Annotated in this window: 25 protein-coding genes; 9 read left to right on the forward strand and 16 right to left on the reverse strand. The window is 51.5% G+C overall.

The window, feature by feature from the left end; all coding sequences use genetic code 11:
* Positions 1 to 31: 31 nt before the first annotated feature.
* From phoQ to rluE, 7 genes are all read right to left on the reverse strand, one after another.
* Entirely contained in the window at positions 32 to 1,492 is a 1,461-nt protein-coding gene (gene phoQ / locus AC6I8R_RS07835; protein ID WP_021185637.1) for a two-component system sensor histidine kinase PhoQ, read from the reverse strand.
* 3 nt (positions 1,493 to 1,495) lie between these two features.
* Positions 1,496 to 2,164, reverse strand: coding sequence for a two-component system response regulator PhoP (phoP, locus tag AC6I8R_RS07840; RefSeq protein ID WP_021185638.1), 669 nt, complete (start codon positions 2,162 to 2,164; stop codon positions 1,496 to 1,498).
* Between the two features lie 104 nt (positions 2,165 to 2,268).
* Positions 2,269 to 3,639 carry an adenylosuccinate lyase gene (gene purB, locus AC6I8R_RS07845; RefSeq protein ID WP_021185639.1) on the reverse strand — a complete coding sequence of 457 codons (1,371 nt, stop codon included), beginning with the start codon at positions 3,637 to 3,639 and terminating at the stop codon, positions 2,269 to 2,271.
* A gap of 48 nt (positions 3,640 to 3,687) precedes the next feature.
* A complete protein-coding gene (gene hflD, locus AC6I8R_RS07850; RefSeq protein ID WP_013508697.1) occupies positions 3,688 to 4,329 on the reverse strand; it encodes a high frequency lysogenization protein HflD in 642 nt (213 codons plus the stop codon).
* Positions 4,330 to 4,363: 34 nt separating this feature from the next.
* Entirely contained in the window at positions 4,364 to 5,476 is a 1,113-nt protein-coding gene (gene mnmA, locus AC6I8R_RS07855; RefSeq protein ID WP_415175150.1) for a tRNA 2-thiouridine(34) synthase MnmA, read from the reverse strand.
* A gap of 38 nt (positions 5,477 to 5,514) precedes the next feature.
* Positions 5,515 to 5,991: an NUDIX domain-containing protein gene (locus tag AC6I8R_RS07860; protein WP_415175151.1), complete on the reverse strand. Its 477-nt coding sequence runs from the start codon at positions 5,989 to 5,991 to the stop codon at positions 5,515 to 5,517.
* Between the two features lie 16 nt (positions 5,992 to 6,007).
* Complete coding sequence (rluE, locus tag AC6I8R_RS07865) at positions 6,008 to 6,661, reverse strand: 23S rRNA pseudouridine(2457) synthase RluE (RefSeq protein WP_497832087.1); 654 nt, start codon at positions 6,659 to 6,661, stop codon at positions 6,008 to 6,010.
* A 131-nt stretch (positions 6,662 to 6,792) separates the two neighbouring features.
* On the opposite strand from rluE, the gene icd reads away from it, so the two are divergent.
* Together icd and AC6I8R_RS07875 are read left to right on the forward strand one after the other, a co-directional pair.
* Positions 6,793 to 8,043, forward strand: a complete 1,251-nt coding sequence (icd, locus tag AC6I8R_RS07870; RefSeq protein ID WP_013508701.1) for an NADP-dependent isocitrate dehydrogenase — start codon at positions 6,793 to 6,795, stop codon at positions 8,041 to 8,043.
* 69 nt (positions 8,044 to 8,112) lie between these two features.
* Positions 8,113 to 8,232 (forward strand): antiterminator Q family protein, encoded by a 120-nt coding sequence (locus AC6I8R_RS07875; RefSeq protein ID WP_497832088.1) that lies wholly within the window; start codon positions 8,113 to 8,115, stop codon positions 8,230 to 8,232.
* Between the two features lie 58 nt (positions 8,233 to 8,290).
* On the opposite strand, the gene AC6I8R_RS07880 is transcribed toward AC6I8R_RS07875, so the two are convergent.
* The 3 genes from AC6I8R_RS07880 to AC6I8R_RS07890 all read right to left on the reverse strand — a co-directional run bounded on the left by AC6I8R_RS07880 (position 8,291) and on the right by AC6I8R_RS07890 (position 10,269).
* Positions 8,291 to 8,683, reverse strand: a complete 393-nt coding sequence (locus AC6I8R_RS07880; protein WP_497832089.1) for a hypothetical protein — start codon at positions 8,681 to 8,683, stop codon at positions 8,291 to 8,293.
* Between the two features lie 6 nt (positions 8,684 to 8,689).
* The gene (locus AC6I8R_RS07885; protein WP_497832090.1) at positions 8,690 to 9,700 is read right to left on the reverse strand and encodes a hypothetical protein; all 1,011 of its coding nucleotides are present in this window, start codon (positions 9,698 to 9,700) and stop codon (positions 8,690 to 8,692) included.
* Positions 9,701 to 10,083: 383 nt separating this feature from the next.
* Positions 10,084 to 10,269, reverse strand: coding sequence for a ribbon-helix-helix protein, CopG family (locus AC6I8R_RS07890; protein ID WP_208725265.1), 186 nt, complete (start codon positions 10,267 to 10,269; stop codon positions 10,084 to 10,086).
* Positions 10,270 to 10,921: 652 nt separating this feature from the next.
* Here AC6I8R_RS07890 and AC6I8R_RS07895 point away from each other — a divergent pair.
* The 3 genes from AC6I8R_RS07895 (at position 10,922) to AC6I8R_RS07905 (ending at position 12,392) form a co-directional block, all read left to right on the forward strand.
* Positions 10,922 to 11,551 carry a hypothetical protein gene (locus tag AC6I8R_RS07895; protein WP_415175155.1) on the forward strand — a complete coding sequence of 210 codons (630 nt, stop codon included), beginning with the start codon at positions 10,922 to 10,924 and terminating at the stop codon, positions 11,549 to 11,551.
* Positions 11,552 to 11,880: 329 nt separating this feature from the next.
* Entirely contained in the window at positions 11,881 to 12,078 is a 198-nt protein-coding gene (locus AC6I8R_RS07900) for a DUF6404 family protein (protein ID WP_021185645.1), read from the forward strand.
* Positions 12,079 to 12,116: 38 nt separating this feature from the next.
* Positions 12,117 to 12,392 carry a hypothetical protein gene (locus AC6I8R_RS07905; protein WP_415175156.1) on the forward strand — a complete coding sequence of 92 codons (276 nt, stop codon included), beginning with the start codon at positions 12,117 to 12,119 and terminating at the stop codon, positions 12,390 to 12,392.
* Positions 12,393 to 12,450: 58 nt separating this feature from the next.
* Here AC6I8R_RS07905 and AC6I8R_RS07910 read toward each other — a convergent pair whose 3' ends face one another.
* A complete protein-coding gene (locus tag AC6I8R_RS07910; RefSeq protein WP_497832091.1) occupies positions 12,451 to 15,465 on the reverse strand; it encodes a glycoside hydrolase family 18 protein in 3,015 nt (1,004 codons plus the stop codon).
* Between the two features lie 188 nt (positions 15,466 to 15,653).
* Positions 15,654 to 15,902, reverse strand: a complete 249-nt coding sequence (locus AC6I8R_RS07915) for an ElaB/YgaM/YqjD family protein (RefSeq protein WP_021185648.1) — start codon at positions 15,900 to 15,902, stop codon at positions 15,654 to 15,656.
* A 129-nt stretch (positions 15,903 to 16,031) separates the two neighbouring features.
* Here AC6I8R_RS07915 and AC6I8R_RS07920 point away from each other — a divergent pair, with 129 nt between their 5' ends.
* The gene (locus AC6I8R_RS07920; protein ID WP_415175158.1) at positions 16,032 to 16,241 is read left to right on the forward strand and encodes a DUF2767 family protein; all 210 of its coding nucleotides are present in this window, start codon (positions 16,032 to 16,034) and stop codon (positions 16,239 to 16,241) included.
* A gap of 34 nt (positions 16,242 to 16,275) precedes the next feature.
* Here AC6I8R_RS07920 and AC6I8R_RS07925 read toward each other — a convergent pair whose 3' ends face one another.
* Genes AC6I8R_RS07925 through AC6I8R_RS07935 form a run of 3 tightly spaced genes read right to left on the reverse strand, consistent with a single transcriptional unit; the run spans position 16,276 to position 18,245 of the window.
* Positions 16,276 to 17,283, reverse strand: coding sequence for a Ppx/GppA phosphatase family protein (locus AC6I8R_RS07925; protein ID WP_497832092.1), 1,008 nt, complete (start codon positions 17,281 to 17,283; stop codon positions 16,276 to 16,278).
* Positions 17,284 to 17,320: 37 nt separating this feature from the next.
* On the reverse strand, positions 17,321 to 17,872 hold the full coding sequence (locus AC6I8R_RS07930; protein WP_021185651.1) for a hypothetical protein: 552 nt from the start codon (positions 17,870 to 17,872) through the stop codon (positions 17,321 to 17,323).
* Positions 17,873 to 17,915: 43 nt separating this feature from the next.
* Positions 17,916 to 18,245 (reverse strand): hypothetical protein, encoded by a 330-nt coding sequence (locus tag AC6I8R_RS07935; protein ID WP_021185652.1) that lies wholly within the window; start codon positions 18,243 to 18,245, stop codon positions 17,916 to 17,918.
* Positions 18,246 to 18,458: 213 nt separating this feature from the next.
* On the opposite strand from AC6I8R_RS07935, the gene AC6I8R_RS07940 reads away from it, so the two are divergent.
* On the forward strand, positions 18,459 to 18,641 hold the full coding sequence (locus AC6I8R_RS07940; RefSeq protein WP_036627398.1) for a hypothetical protein: 183 nt from the start codon (positions 18,459 to 18,461) through the stop codon (positions 18,639 to 18,641).
* Positions 18,642 to 18,644: 3 nt separating this feature from the next.
* On the opposite strand, the gene AC6I8R_RS07945 is transcribed toward AC6I8R_RS07940, so the two are convergent.
* A complete protein-coding gene (locus AC6I8R_RS07945; RefSeq protein ID WP_497832093.1) occupies positions 18,645 to 19,001 on the reverse strand; it encodes a DUF4186 domain-containing protein in 357 nt (118 codons plus the stop codon).
* Between the two features lie 99 nt (positions 19,002 to 19,100).
* On the opposite strand from AC6I8R_RS07945, the gene AC6I8R_RS07950 reads away from it, so the two are divergent.
* Together AC6I8R_RS07950 and AC6I8R_RS07955 are read left to right on the forward strand one after the other, a co-directional pair.
* Positions 19,101 to 19,325, forward strand: coding sequence for a YgdI/YgdR family lipoprotein (locus AC6I8R_RS07950; protein ID WP_497832094.1), 225 nt, complete (start codon positions 19,101 to 19,103; stop codon positions 19,323 to 19,325).
* Positions 19,326 to 19,448: 123 nt separating this feature from the next.
* Positions 19,449 to 19,832, forward strand: coding sequence for a hypothetical protein (locus tag AC6I8R_RS07955; RefSeq protein ID WP_021185655.1), 384 nt, complete (start codon positions 19,449 to 19,451; stop codon positions 19,830 to 19,832).
* The last annotated feature ends 12 nt before the right edge of the window (positions 19,833 to 19,844 follow it).

A 19,844-nucleotide genomic window follows, 5' to 3' on the forward strand; every position in this document is an offset into this window, starting at 1 on the left:
TGCCTGCAAGTATAACAGCCCGCGTGCCGTTCTACTCGCGACGATGTTCAACTTCCTGACGTTGGAAGATGACTTCCATACGGGCGCCGCCCAGCGGGCTGGTGGTGGCGATAACCTGACCGGCATATTGTTCCAGAATGTCGCGCACCACCGCCAAACCCAGGCCCTGGCCGGGACGCAGCGTATCGGCGCGCTGCCCGCGTACAAAGATTAAATCCCGCTTACTTTCGGGAATGCCGGGACCATCGTCGTCGATATACAGATGCAGGGCTTTGTCTGTCTGGCGTGCGGTGACCTCAATAAACTCCAGGCAATATTTGCAGGCGTTATCCAGTACGTTGCCCAGCACTTCCATGAAATCGTTTTGATCACCGATAAAGGTCAGTTCAGGGGAGATATCGAGGGTGATTTCCACCCCTTTGCGTTGATAAACCTTGTTTAACGCCGAGCACAGGCTGTCGAGCAACGCGGAGACGGAATGGAGGTCGCGCTGCAACGGGTTATGGTCGGCCTGCATGGTGGCACGATGCAGGTAATAACCAATTTGCTGCGAGATACGGCTGATTTGTTCCAGCATCACCGGTTCGGCTTGTTCCACCGTCAGCTCTTTGCCGCTGCGTAGTGAACGCAGCGTACTCTGCAACACCGCCAGCGGGGTTTTCAGGCTGTGGGTGAGATCGGACAGTGTGGTGCGATAGCGCGTATAACGCTGTCGTTCGTTGGAAAGCAGCAAATTCAGGTTGCGAACCAGGCTCTTCAGTTCCTGTGGAGGATTATCATCGAGGTTTTCACGCTGGCTGGTTTCCAGCTCGCGTACCTGAGAAGTGAGATCGCCAATGGGGCGCAGGCTCCAGTGCGCGGCCAGCCACAGTAACGGGATCACCAGCAGCAGATTCGCGGCCAGCACATAGCTAAACCATGACCACACTACATCCGAATGTTGCAGTTCCTGCGGGATCGAATCGACCACCACAATCGTCAGCGCCGGTAAGTTGGTGGTGGCATCGTAGCGATTGACGGCAACCGAGTGGGTAAAGGTGTCGTTGCTGTCGGTATCCCAGGCGTGTAATTGCCTCTGCGCCACCGGGTTATTCCCCATCGCCGCCAGGCTGGTACGATTGCTGGTATCAATTTCGTAAAAATCTGGTTTGAGTAACCACTCGCGCTGAATTTTCTTGCGAATCTCCGGGACATCGCGCTGTTGCCACAGCAATTTGCCGTGTTCATCGTAGATAAACACCAGCGTCGGGAAATTCAGCGTCATGCGCTCAGGCTGAGCAATGGTGAGTTTGTTGTCCTGCCATTGGGCGAGGGTAAAGAACAGGTTGCTCTCGCCTCGCATCACGCGGTAGGTGTTCTTATCAAAACTCACCACATAACCCACCACGGCAACCATGCCGTAGGAGAGCGACAGAAACAACACAATGGCTGCCGTCGCCAGCAAAAAGCGGGCGCGCAGTGAGAAGGGACGCAGACGACGCAACCAGTTCATTTATCAGAGATCGAAGCGATAGCCCTGGCCGCGTACGGTGTTAATCACTTCCGTCGGATAGAGCGCGAGAATTTTTTTACGCAGACGCCCCATCAGCACATCAATGGTATGACTTTCACGCAGTTCGGCGTCGGGATAAAGCTGCAACATCAGCGAATCTTTGCTGACCACTTTACCGGCATTGCGGATCAGGGTTTCCACGATGGTGTATTCAAACGCCGTCAGTTTGACCTGTTCTTCATTGATGGTCAGCTCGCGACGCGAGAGGTCAACCTGAAACGGGGGCATCGAGATAATCTGGGAAGCATGGCCGCTGTTACGACGCATCAGCGCCTGCAAACGTGCTGCCACTTCTTCGATATGGAAAGGTTTGGTGACATAGTCGTCGGCACCGGCTTCCAGCGCCTCCACTTTTGCCTGCCAGCCTTCACGCGCAGTCAGCACCAGAATCGGTTGGCGAATGGCATCACCACGCCAGCGGCGGATCAGTGACATACCGTCTTCGCCCGGCAGGCCGAGATCGACCAGCGCAATATCCGGCACATGCTCCTGGAGAAAATAATCGGCTTCTTTCGCATCTTCTGCGGCATCCACCTGATGGCCCATTTCGCGCAATTGCACGGCGAGATGATGACGCAGCAGCGCATTATCTTCCACAACCAGAACACGCATAGCATTTCCTTACTTTCAACACATTGATGGAGAAAAGTATATGCCAGGTCAGCTAAACCGCAGATTAACGCAGGCGAGCCGTGGCGCGCCTGCGTGGGTGGCGATTACTTCAGGTCGTCAACCATCTGGACCGCTCGGCCAAGGTAGTTTGCCGGCGTCATCTGTTTCAGACGCACTTTTTCTTCTTCCGGCAGTTCCAGGCTATCGATAAACGCCTGCATACCGGCTGCATCCACGCGTTTACCGCGCGTCAGCTCTTTCAGTTTCTCGTACGGCTTCTCGATGCCATAACGACGCATTACCGTCTGGATTGGCTCCGCCAGAACTTCCCAGTTGTGATCCAGCTCGTCAAGCAGACGATCGCGGTTCACTTCCAGCTTAGAGATGCCTTTCAGCGTCGCCTGGTAGGCAATCAGCGCATAACCCACGCCAACACCCAGGTTACGCAGGACGGTGGAGTCGGTCAAATCACGCTGCCAGCGCGAAACCGGCAGTTTGCTGGCCAGATGTTGCATCACCGCATTCGCCAGACCGAGGTTACCTTCGGAGTTTTCGAAGTCGATCGGGTTAACTTTGTGCGGCATGGTCGAAGAACCAATTTCACCGGCGATAGTTTTCTGTTTGAAGTGGTTGAGCGCCACGTAGCCCCAGATATCGCGATCAAAGTCGATCAGAATGGTGTTGAAACGCGCGATGCAGTCGAACATTTCAGCAATGTAGTCGTGCGGCTCAATCTGCGTGGTGTAGGGGTTCCAGGTGATGCCCAGAGAGGTAACGAAGGCTTCGCTCAACTGGTGCCAGTCCACTTCCGGATAGGCAGCGATGTGGGCGTTGTAGTTACCTACCGCACCATTGATTTTACCCAGCACTTCGATGTTGCCCAATTGACGCAGCTGACGCTCCATACGGTAAGCGACGTTCGCCATCTCTTTACCCATAGTGGACGGGGTGGCAGGCTGGCCGTGGGTACGCGACAGCAGCGGAATGTCGCGATATTCCTGCGCCAGGCCTTTCACTGCGGCAATGATTTTGCTCCAGTACGGCAGAATCACGTCACGGCGGGCGGTTTCCAGCATCAGCGCGTGCGACAGGTTGTTGATATCTTCGGAAGTACAGGCGAAGTGGATAAACTCAGATACCGCGTGCAGGGCAGGGACGTCGGCCACTTTCTCTTTCAGAAAGTATTCCACCGCTTTCACGTCGTGGTTGGTGGTGCGCTCGATGGTTTTGATGCGCGCTGCGTCAGTTTCATTGAAATTGGCGACGATAGCGTCAAGGAAAGCGTTTGCGTCAGCATCAAATGCAGGAACTTCCTTGATCTCTGCGGTCGCGGCCAGTTTCTGTAACCAGCGAACTTCAACCTCAACGCGGAATTTCAGCAAACCGTATTCGCTGAAAATCGCGCGCAGCGGGCTGACTTTATCGCCGTAACGACCATCGACAGGTGAGACGGCGGTCAGAGAGGATAATTCCATCAGTGCAACTCCTGAATCGTTTAACAAAGCGTAATGCCGGAAAGACGTTTAATACGCCGTTCCCAGCCGGGATAAAATGGTTTTTGCCTCACTCAGCAAACGCTGACGCGAGAACATCAGTTGCAGGCGGCCACCACCGACCTGCTGCCATAATACGGCAGAACGGATACCCGCCAGCAGCGCGGCGCGCACGCGGCCCTGAATCTGTGAGCTTTGCAGCACCTGTGGAGAGCCAGTCACCTGAATACGTGGGCCAAGCGGGCTAATCACATCGACATAAATCGCTGCCATCGCGCTGGTGATGGTGTCGGATTCCAGTTCATAGTGCGCCAGTTGGCGATCCAACTGGCTGATGCGCTGGGCCAGGGTGTTCAATGCCTGTTTGTTCCCGTGCAGTTTGCGCTCCAGTACCATCAGGCTCAGGGTGTAACGCGTTAATTCTGCACCGGCACCCTGGCGGCTGCTGCTGTTCAGCACCGCCATTAGCGTCTCCAGCCCGAGCCGCAGGTTGGCCTCATCATTGCCATACACCGCCAGCGTTGAGCCGGGATTGAGATCAAGCAGGCTGCGCAGTGACACGCTCAGCGCGTCATTATTACAGGTACCCTGATGCGCCAGCTGCTGCACCAGATGCGCAGCCTGGCAGACGCCCGCCAGTGCCAGCGTTATCTCATAATAGTTCTTAGCCACGGTTACTCCTGTATACGCGTCGGCAGCGCCGACCTTAGGCCGCTGCCCAGGGCAGACGCTGTTCAATAATGCCGCCACCCAGGCAAACGTCACCGAGGTAAAACACGGCAGACTGGCCCGGCGTGACAGCCGCAACCGGCTCATCAAAACGCACTTCAATACGGTCATCGCCGTGCGGGATAATTTCGCACGGGATATCGGTCTGGCGGTAACGGGTTTTCACCGTGCAACGCAGCGGCGCGGTAATCGGCTGACGATCCACCCAATGCAACTGCTGGGCAATCAGCCCCACGGACATTAAACGCGGATGATCACCACCCTGCGCCACAATCAGACGGTTACGGGCGACGTCTTTATCGACCACGTACCAGGGATCGTCATTGCTTTCTTTACGACCACCAATGCCCAATCCTTTGCGCTGGCCCAGGGTGTGGTACATCAGGCCCTGATGCTCACCGACGATTTCGCCGTCAACGGTTTCAATCTCGCCCGGTTGAGCCGGGAGATAGCGACCAAGGAAATCGCGGAATTTGCGTTCGCCAATAAAGCAGATGCCGGTGGAATCTTTTTTCTTTGCGGTTATCAGATCAAGCTGCTCGGCAATGCGACGCACTTCCGGTTTTTCCAGCTCACCCACCGGGAACAGGCTTTGCGCAACCTGCTCATGGCTCAGGGTGTACAGGAAGTAACTCTGATCTTTGTTGCCGTCGAGGCCGCGCAGCAGGCGGCTTTGGCCGTCAACATCCTGACGACGCACGTAGTGGCCGGTCGCGATAAAGTCAGCACCGAGATCTTCAGCGGCGAATTCGAGAAACGCTTTAAATTTGATCTCTTTGTTACAGAGAATATCGGGGTTCGGCGTACGACCAGCTTTGTACTCTTCGAGGAAATGCTCAAAAACATTGTCCCAGTACTCGGCGGCAAAGTTAACTTTGTGCAATTTGATACCGAGTTTGTCACATACGGCCTGCGCATCAGCCAGGTCGTCAGCGGCAGTGCAATACTCCTCGCCGTCGTCTTCCTCCCAGTTCTTCATGAACAGGCCCTCGACCTGATAGCCCTGCTGTTGCAGTAACCAGGCGGAAACGGAAGAATCGACGCCGCCGGACATACCGACGATCACTTTTTTCTGGCTGTTGTCAGACATGACGCACTCTTGATTACGATAAAAACAGGCGGCGTATTCTAGCACGCGGAAGCCGGGTGCGCACCCTCGTGAAACGGCCACTGGAACGGAGCAACCAGTTGCAGAGGATAGCGTGCCCCCTGTTGCCACAGCCGCACACTTTCCGCCACCAGCGGCGAACGCAGCTTATCGGCGCTGATAATCTGCTCTGGCGTCAGCCACCAGCAGCAATCGATGTCATCGTCATGTGGCGTAGTGGCGACCGTTTCTGTCAGATCCAGGCCAAACAGGAACCGCACAAAAGGCGTATTATCCGGGGCGATCCACTGCTGCACACCGAGGAAATAGTCCGGCGTGGCGGTGATGCCGGTCTCTTCAAACAGCTCACGTTGTACCGCTTCCAACAGGGTTTCATCCGCTTCCAGATGACCGGCGGGCTGATTCCAGGTAGCGCGGCCATTGACCTGTTCTTCCACCACCAGCAACTGACCTTGCGCCTGCACCAGACACGCCACCGTGACATGAGGTTTAAACATCGATCCTCCCGGATTATTAACCTGAAGTTATTGAAAATTGTGCGCTGATATCACGCCATTCGCCCGGTGCCAGATTATCCAGCTGATGTTCCCCCAAGGCATAGCGAATCAGGCGCAGGGTAGGGAAACCAATGTGTGCCGTCATGCGTCGCACCTGACGGTTTCGCCCTTCATATAAGGTGATCTTCAGCCAACTGGTGGGGATAGCTTTGCGTTCGCGAATCGGCGGCTGGCGTGGCCACAGCCATTCCGGCTCGGCGACGCGCTCGACACCGGCAGGCAGGGTGGGGCCATCATTCAGCGTCACGCCCGTGCGCAGGCGGGATAAATCTGATTCCTGCGGTTCGCCTTCCACCTGCACAAAATAGATTTTTCCGGTTCGCTTACCGGGCTGTGTCAACCGTGCCTGGAGTGCGCCATCATTGGTTAACACCATCAGCCCTTCGCTGTCGCGATCGAGGCGGCCTGCGGCGTAGACGTCGGTCACGGGCACGAAATCCTTGAGCGTCCGGCGTCCGTCCTCATCGCTAAATTGCGGTAAAACATCGAAAGGTTTGTTAAAGAGTATGACGCGTACCGGGCCTTTGGGCCGCGTATCACGGCGGACAGGCTTACGTGCCGGGCCGCTGAATCGTTTATCCTGGTGAATTCGTTGAGAAGTTTTTCGCATGGGCTTTGCAGTCGGTGACAATCAGCGCATTATAACGCGAAACTGCGGTGATTGGCGCGGCGGAAATATTCAAGTAGTATTGACGCGCATCTTACAAATCATTAACAAAAAATCGCTCGAAGGAGAGGTTAATGGAAAGCAAAGTAGTTGTTCCGGCGGAAGGTCAGAAAATCACCCTGGATCAGGGCAAACTGGTAGTACCTAATAACCCGATCATCCCCTACATTGAAGGTGACGGCATCGGTGTTGACGTTTCGCCTGTGATGCTGAAAGTGGTTGATGCCGCTGTGAAGAAAGCCTACAACGGCGAGCGAAAAATTTCCTGGATGGAAATTTACACCGGTGAGAAATCAGTAGAACTCTACGGCCAGGACGTCTGGCTGCCGCAGGAAACCCTCGATTTAATCAAAGAATATCGCGTTGCCATCAAAGGCCCGCTGACTACCCCGGTTGGTGGCGGTATTCGTTCTCTGAACGTTGCGCTGCGTCAGGAGCTGGACCTCTACGTATGTCTGCGTCCGGTACGCTACTACAAAGGCACCCCGAGCCCGGTAAAACGTCCTGAAGATACCGACATGGTGATCTTCCGTGAAAACTCCGAAGATATCTATGCCGGTATCGAGTGGAAAGCCGGTACGCCGGAAGCGGACAAAGTGATCAAGTTCCTGCGTGAAGAGATGGGCGTGAAGAAAATTCGCTTCCCGCAGCAGTGTGGCATCGGCGTGAAGCCGTGTTCAGAAGAAGGCACCAAACGTCTGGTGCGTGCCGCAGTGGAATACACCATCACTAACGATCGTGACTCCCTGACCCTGGTGCACAAAGGCAACATCATGAAGTTCACCGAAGGTTCTTTCAAAGACTGGGGCTACCAGCTGGTGAAAGAAGAGTTCGGCGGCGAACTGATCGATGGCGGTCCGTGGATGAAGTTCAAAAACCCGAACACCGGCAAAGAGATCATCGTGAAAGACGTGATCGCTGACGCCTTCCTGCAACAGATCCTGCTGCGTCCGGCAGAGTACGACGTGATCGCCTGTATGAACCTGAACGGTGACTACATCTCTGACGCCCTGGCGGCGCAGGTTGGCGGTATCGGTATCGCACCGGGTGCCAACATCGGTGACGAATGTGCGCTGTTCGAAGCGACCCACGGTACTGCACCGAAATATGCGGGTCAGGATAAAGTGAACCCAGGTTCCGTTATCCTCTCCGCTGAGATGATGCTGCGTCATCTGGAGTGGTTCGAAGCCGCAGACCTGATTGTTAAAGGCATGGAAGGCGCAATCGCCAACAAGACCGTGACCTATGACTTCGAACGTCTGATGGAAGGCGCTAAACTGCTGAAATGTTCAGAGTTTGGCGACGCGATTATCGCGAATATGTAATCTGCCTTAGCGGGTAGAGTGCAAAACGGGAGCCAATGGCTCCCGTTTTTGTTGGTGCGGCATGCATTTGTGAAGAAACTAAAGGTCACTGAGGGAATGATCAGGATAAAACTCATGATGGCAGAAGGTATTGTGGAAGGCTGTCTGTTGATGTTTGATGTAAAACTGGAAATGGACAACTCGCTTTAAAATTAGTATGCCACAACCCACTTAGTGGGCTGTTTGTCCCGACGATAAAGCATGCAGACTATGGGAATAATCTGTCCTTTGCCTCCAGAAAAACCGCAAGAAGCATGAGGAAGGAATAGCAAACCGTGCAAATTATTAATAAACCTTTGAAGACCGGTAACCAGGACATTAATTTGATAGTGTCATTATCCGGAAAGGTGTATACATCGCTGGCTTTCTCAACAAACAGTATGTTCTTTTTGTTCTTTAGTCGAAGGAAAAAGTAAGCCATAAGTGGTGCGCCAAAAAAACCTACCATGCAGCTAAATGAGTACGGGGCAGGAAACGTATATTTTCTTTGGAAGCGATTCAATAATTCGTAGTACTTGGGCCTGTTGATTGCATACCAGATGATTGAGGCGATAAAAGCCAGGCTGGCAACAATGATAATGGCGATTACAAAAATTTTCATTTGCTGTCAGATGTCCAGGTGTTTGTATATAGAATCCATAATTAAGTCAGCTGCGGAACTTCCAGCCAAACCTCCCGCAACAGAACCAACTGCGGCACAGGCGACACCACCGACACCGGCTGTTGCAATACCGATTCCGGTACATATTCCAATACCAACAATAGAACCCAGGGCACCACCACCAACGCCACCGGCTGTTGAAGCAGTAAACGAAGTGTATTTTTTGAATGCCACTCTTTCGCATTCATTCTCACGGCCTGTAGTGCAGCTCTTGACCACTTCATTTGCTGTGTTAGCAAAAGAAAAACCAATCCCAATGAATCCACCGTATTTGAGGAAACGTGCTGCTTTGGCTGCATTACCAACAAAATTCGAGTATCCCGGTATTCCACCGATACCAACAGTTGACCACTCATGAACGATCGAGCGGCTTGAAAGGTTTAATGCTCTGCGCATATCTTCGTAAGGCCGAAGTTTAAGAGCATAACGGTTTAGAGACTTGAGAAGGGGTTTATTTACCAGTTCTTTCAGTTGGTTCAATAGCTGATTGCGCTCCACAAAAAATTGCTGACTTATAAGGGTGCCTTGTGTGCGGAATTGATTTTGGTAGCTGCCCTCGATTTTCTTCAGGGTCTGTTCTATAGAGGAATAGTATTTTTCGCCTGCATCTCCTACAGTACCGAAAATCTTGTCTCCGGCATTTGTCAGGCCCGCGATAACTCCGTAATACTTCTGCATGAAACTGGCTTCTTCGGTGCTGACTCCGTTCAAAGCCTGGTTTGTTTTTGTTTTGGCTTGCCTGAGTGCTGACAGCGCCTGCATAGTCATTGGTGCTGGTGTATCAGGATCGGCAACAATCAATATCTGCCCGGGCTTTAACCAGGGTGTATCAGCATTCATTCTCATGAACATCTGGGCAGCTGGAGTGCGGGTATCTCTGAACAGTTCTCTGGCCTGATAATCAAGTGACCCAGGTCGCTCGACAATACAATAGCCCGGGGCCAAATTACGTGCCATGCATCCATTCTCCGTCGGTTGTCGTATGTATGGCGGTGCCACGTTCAATGCCATACTCAAAAATTTCTAATTAATAGTAAATAATTCTCCTGCGTTACGCAAAAACTGTTGAAGCCAGTTACGAGTGGTCACTTAGACATGCAGCTAAAACAGCGGAACCCTGCCAAATGACGGGGTTATTTGCTATCGAGGGCGCGACATGTCACGGGTGTTGATACGTTGGACTGGATATGAATGTAGGAGTCGAGCCAGAAAAGTTTTGAAAATCGCTATCGCGGTCCGCAATTTCGTTGTGAGTGTGATATATATGGTTTCAACACTCTTTAATGGCCGAAATAGTTCCTGAACGGGTGTTTTAGTTTTGAATTAAATAATTTCGTGGCTTAACTTTTTTGTGACCCATCATAGTTCATTATTGCATCGGCAATGATTGTCCCTTGGGAAACGCCCTTCTCCCGGGCCAGTAACTCTATCTTCTCAATGGCAGTCAAAGAGAGCTTATAGGTTTTAGGTTTAAATCCACGCTTCTCATCGCTGCGTTTCTGAATGCTACTTGCTGATTGAATCATATTATAACCCTTATGAGGTAGCGCGAAATCAGGCGGTAATCATTATCAGTTAGATTGGCTTAAATCATCATGGGTGATGCCTGTAATGACCATCCCAAGTGAGACCTAACTATAGCTTTCAAATTTAGAATTGGCTTGGCTTTAATGAGATTTTATTGATGATATTTATTACTGTTAAAAATCTATTTTTTCAATTAATGTGCGTGATTGTTCTCTTAATCACAATTTCTAAAAACATCATTAATGTTGTAAGTGTTAAGAGCCAAACGAAGAAAGCTTAAGCTTTCTTCCGTAATTCATAAGCCCCTGTGGTTGACGAGCCGAGTAATTAATTGCTGGTGCGCGTCGGGGTTTTCAATATCAGAGGGCGCATATGTGCGCTCTTGTTCATTTTTATCCTTTCAATAACTAAGCCAGTGTGAGTGCCGTACATAAGCAACGCTGAGGTAACTATTCTTTGATACTACAGACAGCACCGACCGTAACCACGGAGGTGAGAGACCATGAAAATGTCAGCAATTGGCTGCTCCTGAGCCTGTCACTCAAACACACAATACTTTTGTTACAAAACACCGTCACGGAATGCTGATCTTCAGGGTGCAGATGCGTTACCCTCTTGGCCCTCTTTGAGTTGTTGCGTAGGTATGCTGTTTTGAAATGTTGGGTTTTACTGATTTTTGCTTTTGTTTTATCAAGTTGCACCGGACACGGTTCAACGGAGACGGTACTGAAATCTAAACAGCCGTCAGGTCCCTTACTCAAGAACGATGATCCCTATGTGCCGCTGGAAAGCGCTGATTTGAGTAAGCTGTCGACCGAACTTGAGCCAGTTTCCCGAGAGATAATGACATTGAATCCCATGATCAAACTCTCAGCGAAAAGAAATCCGGCCGAGGCAAAAGTCATGACTCCCGCGGAGTTTCCGGTTTCACTCCTTTTCAGCTCAGTAGAAACAGACATTTCGAATTGCGAAAGGTACAGCCAGGGCAAAATACGTCTGCAATGCCGGAACCTTGCCTACACGGCTGTTCGTGATTTCGTGTCGATGATGCGCGACAGTCGAATAAACGCCTATCTCAAGCAGGCCGTGATAGATGACCTTAAAAGCGATCATTATCTGAACCTGTTTAACGCCTCCCGGTTAGCGTATGAAGTGGCGGAGAGCTGTAAGCAGAAGCACCAGGGCGGCTATGTGCGCCTTTACTGGCATGCCGTGCCGTGCAATGGTCAAGGCGATAAACTGTCTTTCATGGATGCCCGTCGCAAAAAGTTGATTAATTAATCCAGTCCCCATTTCATGGTGAGCCGCTGACAGAACGCGCGCACTTTTGATTAAAGTGATAATTATTTAGCTAATAATAAGCATGGCAATAAAAGTTAAGTTTTTAGCGCGGATTTTTGAGATGATTCTTATGCCCCTTCAAGAGCTAAGCCATTGCGAGTGCCGGAGATAAGCGCCGGGTGGGGCATTACCCCTTCTCTGGCGATGCAACAAATCGCGCCACCACGATCCATCCGCAAAATTTTGAGCCAGTTAACATACACAGACAACATTTCGTGTCATCTCGCGTACAAACCGCTATCGTCAGCGCTCATCTAAAGGAGGGTACGATGCAGGGCGTGATGAAATTTGTTAAAGGCTGGCTGCTGTTTTCGCTGCTATGGGGCATTTTTATGTGGTTCGTCTCCTGGCAGAGTCAAGGCAAAGAACCTGGCATGGCGGTAGTCATGAGCCTGTATGCAGGCTTGATCTACCAGGCCTTGATAACCATGGTGGCGCGCTATAAGGCACGTAAATCACAGGCATAATTGTTCGCATCTGCTCAATGCTGCCCACGTAGCTTTGCGTGGCGCTGACATTAATTTGCATCGGTTCAGGCACGCTGGTCGCACTTTTGGATCATTGTGCAGGTGAGTTGATGATGAGGAAGATGCCGCTGGCCGCTTGGTTTTTTCTGCTGCTGTCGTTTGGGTCATGCGCGCAACCGTTACCAGGGCTGCCCCATATGCATTCATACAGTGGGCGCCACCTTGATGCCGGTAACAGTGGCATAGCGGATGTGGCGGAAACGCCGGATGAACACATCCAGGAACGGCGGGATGAGGTGGGGTACCACCAATAAAAAAGCTGCGGTAGACGCTACCGCAGCTTAGGTCATCATTAAGCGAGTTGCTGCTTAATTATTTGTGGTATTTCCACGCCTGAGTCCAGCTGATACCGACTTCTGGCTCATAATGCAGCTGAGACCATTGTCCCGTCTGGCTACACCAGCCTGCTACCACGCACTCAAACACTTTACCTTTGTGGGTCACCACATCACCGGCTTTGTAGTTGTTGCCATAAGCCCAGGCTGGATAACCTGCGGAACCCGATAACGCCGGAACCGTAAAGTTTTCCATCAACTGACGCGTCTCTTTACCTGCGGTGACGTCCACCTTCAGATTCATCAGCTGAGAACTGCTGGTTTTTTCCACTGAGAAGGTGAAATAAGACAGTCCGTTGGTGCTTTCCTGAGTACCACCCATTGGCGACCATGAGTAATTCGGTTTGCTGGTTGGTGTCTGAGAAGATGCCACTGTACCTGTAATGAAGTATCTGTTGCCTTCGTCTTTGAATTGCAGACCTAACTTCATGCCATTGATAAATGCCTGATCGTTATTCTGCACTTCCTGAGTCACTTTCACCGCGTGTGTTTGAGTGGCAGAACGCGCACCTTTCACACTGCTGGCTGTCACTTCAGCAATATAATCTCCCGCAGCCAGACCCGCTTTGATCTGTCCGTTCTGATCGATACCATTGACAACGACTTGTGCACCTTGCTTCAGCGTCCATGCATAAGTCACCTGATCAAAGTTAGCTTCGGCTTCCAGTTTAACCGGATTTGCTGAGGCCATAGTGTTCGAACCACTAATGGAAACGGCAGGTTTTACAACATTCACGGTGACAAAAGCTTCGCCAGATTTTTTGTCGCCATTGGTTGCGGTTACACGGAATTTCGCAGAGACATCAAACAGATTTTTCGGTACGACGATTTCAGCTGACGCTTTATCGTAAGACTTCAGATAAATATCGCTGTTGCCCTCAATGCGTTCCCATTTCCAGGTCACAGAATCCTGGTTGCTGCCAGCAATTACCGGGTAGCCAAAGCCATAGTCACTGGTGCCCACCACATTGATGCTGGTTTTATCCAGTGTAACGGTAGGTGCCTGGCTTTCCGGAGTTTCCGGTACTTCTGGGGTGCTTGAGTTGCAATAGTTCTGACCGTTGAAGTTGTACGCGACGGGACCGGACATGCTCTCGTCCACTTTGGTCGGTACGCCATTCTGTGAATCAATGACTTTGGTATCCACAACGCCGTTATAATCTTCGCTGAAGTTGTAGTAGCTGCCATTAGCCTGCTTGTTACATACTGCGGCGTTCATACTGTTCAGAATCAAACCATTGTCATTACTTGCCGCCCAGGCAAACATGCCACCCAGTTTGTATTTCTTCACCAGGTCGCCTTTCGCAATCACGGAACGTTGGGAATCGAAGGTTTCAACCTGTGCGGTTGGGTTACCATTGACATTAGCGATGGGTTTCCAGATATACGCGGCTTCAGCCTGTTTATCGTAGTAAACGTCCTGTTTCTTGCTGATGATGTTATCGTACAGCTCACGATAATCGGTCACGCCATGCTCATAGGAACCGTTGCTGCCAAGCCCTTTACGACTCACTTCTTCACCGTTGGCGATACCATGCCAGAACAGTTTATCGTGTTCCTGTTTCACACTGACGCTATGCCAGCCACGGCTGTAAGCCGCTGCACCCACCACCAGTTTCTCTGATGGGAAGTCCGGGTTGTTATCCAGAATGGCTTTCACTGCGCCTTCGGTGCTGAATCCGCGCTGCGTTTGCTCGCCGGTCATATCGTTGCCCTGGCCATCAATGATGATGTTACCGGCTTCGTCTTTGACTTTATCCTGACCACCCTGCTGGTAATATGTCCCGGCGATCGGTTTGGCATAGACGGCAGCCTGGTGACCCGGGTTACGGGCGAAGGCACCGTACATGTCGTAGGTCATGATATTGATGAAATCAAAATCATCTTTCAGGCTGTTAAAGTCGATCGCGGCGAGTTTTGCCGGTGATGCACTGACGGCCGCACTTAACTGCTTACGCTGTGCACCGCTATATTTGGCATCCATCGCTTTACGCAGTTCTTTGACCAGCGCGGTATAGCGTTCTTTTTCTTTCTGATAACCATCGGTGGCCAGATTGCCCATCGCTGACGGTCCGGTAGAACCGACAAATTCCCAGTCAAGGTCAATACCATCCACGAACGGATTTTCGCTGAGGAAGTTCATCACTGAGTTAACGAAGATATCGCGACCTTCTTTGGTTTCCACCATCGCATGGAACGGCGCACTCATCGACCAGCCGCCGATGGAGACCATCACGTTCAGCTGTGGATTCGCTTTTTTCATTCTTTCCAGCGCTTTCAGGCCATAATAAGACGCTTGCGGATCGTAGCGGGTGACATTGAAATCGCCCTGCTGTTTAGCCGGGGTATCGTTGCCTTGCCAGTTGGTATCGCCGCTTTCTGTCGGCAGGTTGCCCTGGCCGCACATGCCTTTGAGGATTTTCTGTCCGCGTTCATTGCCTTCTGCTACCAGGCCGGTGTTGCCGGTGCTGGGCAGGGTGACATTGCCGGGTCGTTGTGCACCAAAATCACACAGGCCAAGGAAGCTCCAGAAAATATGTGTCAGGTTTTTGGCCGGAACTAAATCAGCCGAGAACGAGCGTTCCCAGTAGGCCCACTCATCATAATACATCCCAACAATCTTGTTGCTGTTCAGTTGGAAAGGGACGTTCTTTTCCAGATTGGCGGCAAAACCATTCTCGTTCTCTTTGAGAATCATTTCATTGCTGTTACCCGATGACGGATAAATGTCACCTGGCTTCGCGTATTCAACTTTATAGACTTGATAGTTCTTCGGGCTATGCGGATGCAGCCCTTCCATATCATTACTCCAGGCTTTCCACTGGATTTTGGTTTTCAGTCGCTCACCACGATGGCGGCTGACTTCACCTGCGGAGCCATGAAGATCGGCACTGATTTTTCCGCTTTCTTCTGGTGTTACTTCAACTGCAAATACATTGCTGCCATAAATTGCAGATAGCGTCGCTATCGCAATAATTGATAACTTCTTCACTGAACATCTCCATTGTATAATTCGATGAAAATAATAAATAAAATGCTCAGGGAATAAGTTGAGAGGATTCTCTGTGAACAATAGAAATAAGGAGGGAATTAAAGAGAACTCAGGCAAAGCCGAATATTTTAAAACATAAACTTACATTCACTGAATTAAGTTTGCGCCTCCATGCGCAAATCAAACGCTTACTTGCGCCCCAGTAAGAAACCGATCACCACACCGACACTGGCGGCGATGGCTATTCCGGTCACCGGATTTTCGCGTACGCTTTTAATCACACAATCGGCAGCATCCTGGGCGACATAGCTGGCTTGCGCCGGGTAGCGCCGTGCTGCACCTTTGAACCGATGTCGGCGTGATCCAGTGACTTCACCCACTTTTTCTTCCACCGCACCCGCGGCTTCATTCAATTTTGCTTCCGCTTTTCCAGTCATAAATGACTCCCTGATAATAGTGAATTGCCATTTCAGCGTAGTCAGGGAATACGTGAGCAGCAACCGGGGTTTGCAGGATAAGGAAATCCTGACCAGGCTTGGTTAAGGTATTTGACGTCAGGAGGGGCGATGAAACGTGACATATTAAGTGAAGACGATTACGACGAAGTTTGCCGGGTAATTGGTGATGCGGTGATTGTGCTGGCGGAGTGCGGGCACGAAACCAAAAGGGAAGAGATCACCAGCCTGCTAAAGCGTACTCGTCAGCATCGCGCCCATGATGAACGCGATGAACAACGTATGCTGGAACATGCTATCCGGCTGGTAAAACCGTCCTGAGAGCCCGGGCGTCAGACCGACGCCCGGCTGTCTTTTATTCCAGTACGACGCCCTGAATCAGGCTGGCTTTAACGACAGTGACATCCTTAATGCCAAGGGCGCGCATGTAGCCTTCCACCAACAGCAAATTGCTGACATCGGTAGCGCGGTAATCGCCCGTGAGTTCGCTGTCACCTTTCCATACCTGCTGTTTTGCTACCTGTTCCAGAGTCGCCAGGTCATAGCGATTATCTTTGCTTTTCAGTTGATTCTTAATCGAGAAACCGTGTACGCCGCCGATCCCGATCACCCGGCGCGTAGCGAGATCTTGTTTAATCTGCGGCGGGACATCGTTGTGGGCGTAAAACTCGACAAAGCGCAGCACGGAAGGACGCCAGGAGCCAATTGGATTAGGAGAGGTGGCAGATGGCTGGTTCTTTAATACATCGACGATAAAGTTCTTCAGCGTGACCGAGGCGAGTTTACCTTGATAGACGTCCGAAACCGTCTTACCTGACTGGTCACGCCAGGCGGTCATCTGCATCGAGCCGCCGCCGATGTCCCAAACCAGCAGGTCGTTATCGCGTAATGTCGGGTCATGCAGTGCTGCTTTAGCGGAACGGAATCCCAGTTCGGCTTCCTGCTGCTGGCTGATGATTTTGAGTTGTACACCCGCTTGCTGATTAAAACGGTCAATCACCGCCTGGCCGTTACTGGCAGAACGGAACACCGCAGTGGCGACACCGCTGATACGCTGCGGGTGATAGCGCCGAGCCTGAGTGACTAATTGCTGCAAGGCAGTCAATCCCTGTTGTTGGATCGCCTCATCCAGTTGGTTGTTGCCGGAACGTGCCAGCGCATCGTTGTAACCTACCGGGCGCTGATCTTCAAACAGCACTTTGCCCAATTGATGCTGGCAGATATTCACTTCAGTCACGGCAATTTTGGTGGTACCGGATCCCATATCGATTCCGGCGCGGGTTTGCCAGCAGTTATCAGCAAAGGCCAGTGAAGGCAGAAATACGGCAAAAAACAGCACTACAACGCGTACCACAAGTCGCATAGCGGCTCCTGTCAGAGGAAAATAATGAAAGGGAAAATTAACGTGTACCGCGATAAGCCGGATACCAGCTCACGAGGAAATGACGCAGATGATCAAAGCACCATTCGGCATCTTCCGCCTGCTGGCAGTAGTAGCGTAGGGTGACTTTTTCATAGTGCAGATGGCGTTGATGCAGGGGTGACCAGCTCCAGTCAAGCACTGCGCGCGCATAATTAACCAATGCGCCACCGGCCATATTGTGTTGCTTCTCCTGGCGGGAGAGATAGATTTCAAAGGCCTGGTCGAGAGCGAGTGCCTCGTCCTTGCTGCTGGCCGAGTAGAGGGGGCGGAAAGCCACATCAATAAAACCGCACACCCCATCGTCACGCTGCTGCCAGTCACAGGCCAGCGTCATAAACAGGCCGTCCTGTAAATTCACTTCTTCCAGCAAACGCCGGAGATTGGCGGAGTGCTGACACACCGCAATCTCTTCAATGCGGTCAGTCTCCAGGGTGAGATCAATGCCACAGGGGTTGACTGAACCATCCGCATTGGCGGTCGCGGGGAAGGGAAATTCGATATAGCCGTTATTATCCAGACTCTTTTCCATGACCCAGTCTCTCAGCTTGACGATTTCTGACAATAAACACGGCTTACGGGCATGTCCAGGTGATCATGGTGTTTTGATACGGATTAATCAGGCGGAACTGTTTATCCGACAAACGCTGGGCGTAATAGCCCTCGCGGGTCACCGCCGAAGGGACGTACTGAAAGCGATCGTTTGAGTGGAGGGGGCCACTTTTTACCATGACGCCATCTTTGCTGACGGAGAAGGCGCTAACCAGGTCGAAAATACGTGCTTCGGTGTTGCCCATCGCCTGACCATAAATGGTAGCGACTTGTCCGGGACAATCTACCCCTTTTGGGGCAGAACTACAGCCTGCCAGTAACAATAAGGTGAGTACAACGGTAGTTCGCAACATGGTCCTGTTCCTGGTTCGATCCCTGGTTTGCCGTGGCACGAAAACTCTCTTGAATGACCACGATATGCTGATCATAGCAGGTCTGGCGCCGCTTCCCATTTGCTATTTGCGTAATCGTTAAGCGATGAGAATGTTAAGGGGGTGACTTTGCTAGCAGATAAACGTTATTCTTGCCACTCTTGCGCGATGGACCAGCCTAACCGGGGGGAATGAATGAGAGAAGAACAAGCCAGTCTAATGATTCTTCAGCATGCGATTGATAAGCTTGAAGCCGAACAAAAGCAGCAGGTGATGAACTGTGTCGCGGCAATTCGCGCAACCATGCAACAATTTAATCCTGATGATGCCGGCCTGGCGTTGATGTTAGTGGCGGCTGAAGTGGCCGCCGAAGAGTAGTCCTTAGCGATTCATTTCTCCTGACAACCAGCGGTGGATAACGCGTACGATGTATTGCTGCTGGTCTGTCGATAGCGGCTGATGTGCCGCAATACCATGCCATTTTGCCAGACACCCTCGACAGCAGGTTGCAGTCGCGTGTTGGGCGATAAACACCGGATGACCTCGCATTGGCGTCTGTTTCCCGTCGTTTTGTGGCTCAGCATCCGCCAGGCGACGCGCAATAAAATCCGCCGCATGCTGGCCGATAATCTCCGGCCCTTTATCCAGGCAATATTGCCGCTCCTTTGGCCCCAGGTGAAAGCGACTGCGAAAGGTCGATTGTGCCAGACGAGCAAAAAGCGCGTTTTCATCTCTCATAACATCCTCCTGGCGCGATCATAGCGTATTAGTCCTTATCCTGGTTCAGTTTCCTGTCACCTGTGCTAAACCTGACCCTGAGTCCAAAAGGAGGATGAGATGAAAAAAACACTGTTTCTGATTGGTACTTTTAGTCTGGGCCTGCTGCTGGCCGGTTGCGCATCTGACCATGTGATGCACACCAATGATGGTCAAACCATTGTCACCGAGGGCAAGCCGGTGGTTGATAAAGATACTGGCATGATTACTTACAAAGATATCTACGGTAAGGAGCAGCAGATAAATCAAAGCCAGATCAAAGACATGTCTTCATTCGATAATTGATTTTTCCTCGCCAGAACCTTGCGGCCCGCCTTTAGCGGGCCATCCTGCGCCGCACACTTTTATTTTGTGATACCCTCTGCAAAACCCTAATGAAATCATTACCTAACCTCAGCGGAGAATCCAATGAAGGCGATAGCTATTGTCGCAGGTTTGCTGGCATGCCAGATTGCGCCCGCCTGGAGTGAAAGCGAATTCCAGATCGCCTGCCCGGGCCGCCCAACCATGACCGTCTCGCGCGCCGAGTATGGCCTCAGCATGCTAATGTGGCCGACACACCATTTCCAGATTGCTGCGGGTCAGCAACGTACCCATTTGCAGGACGGTGATCCGGTGGCGATTACCCGTTTCCGTAATGGTGACCAGTTAATGGTGAATAAAAACAATGGTGATACCTTTTTCGTTTATGCTGACAGCGATAAGCTGGTGCCCTGCAATCGCACGGAAAAGCGCGATATTGATATCCTCTCGCTGGAGCGTTACGACGATAACCAGCATCCGCCTTCATAACATTGCTGCCAC

Source organism: Pantoea sp. X-Soil-OKNW-713 (assembly GCF_059730685.1).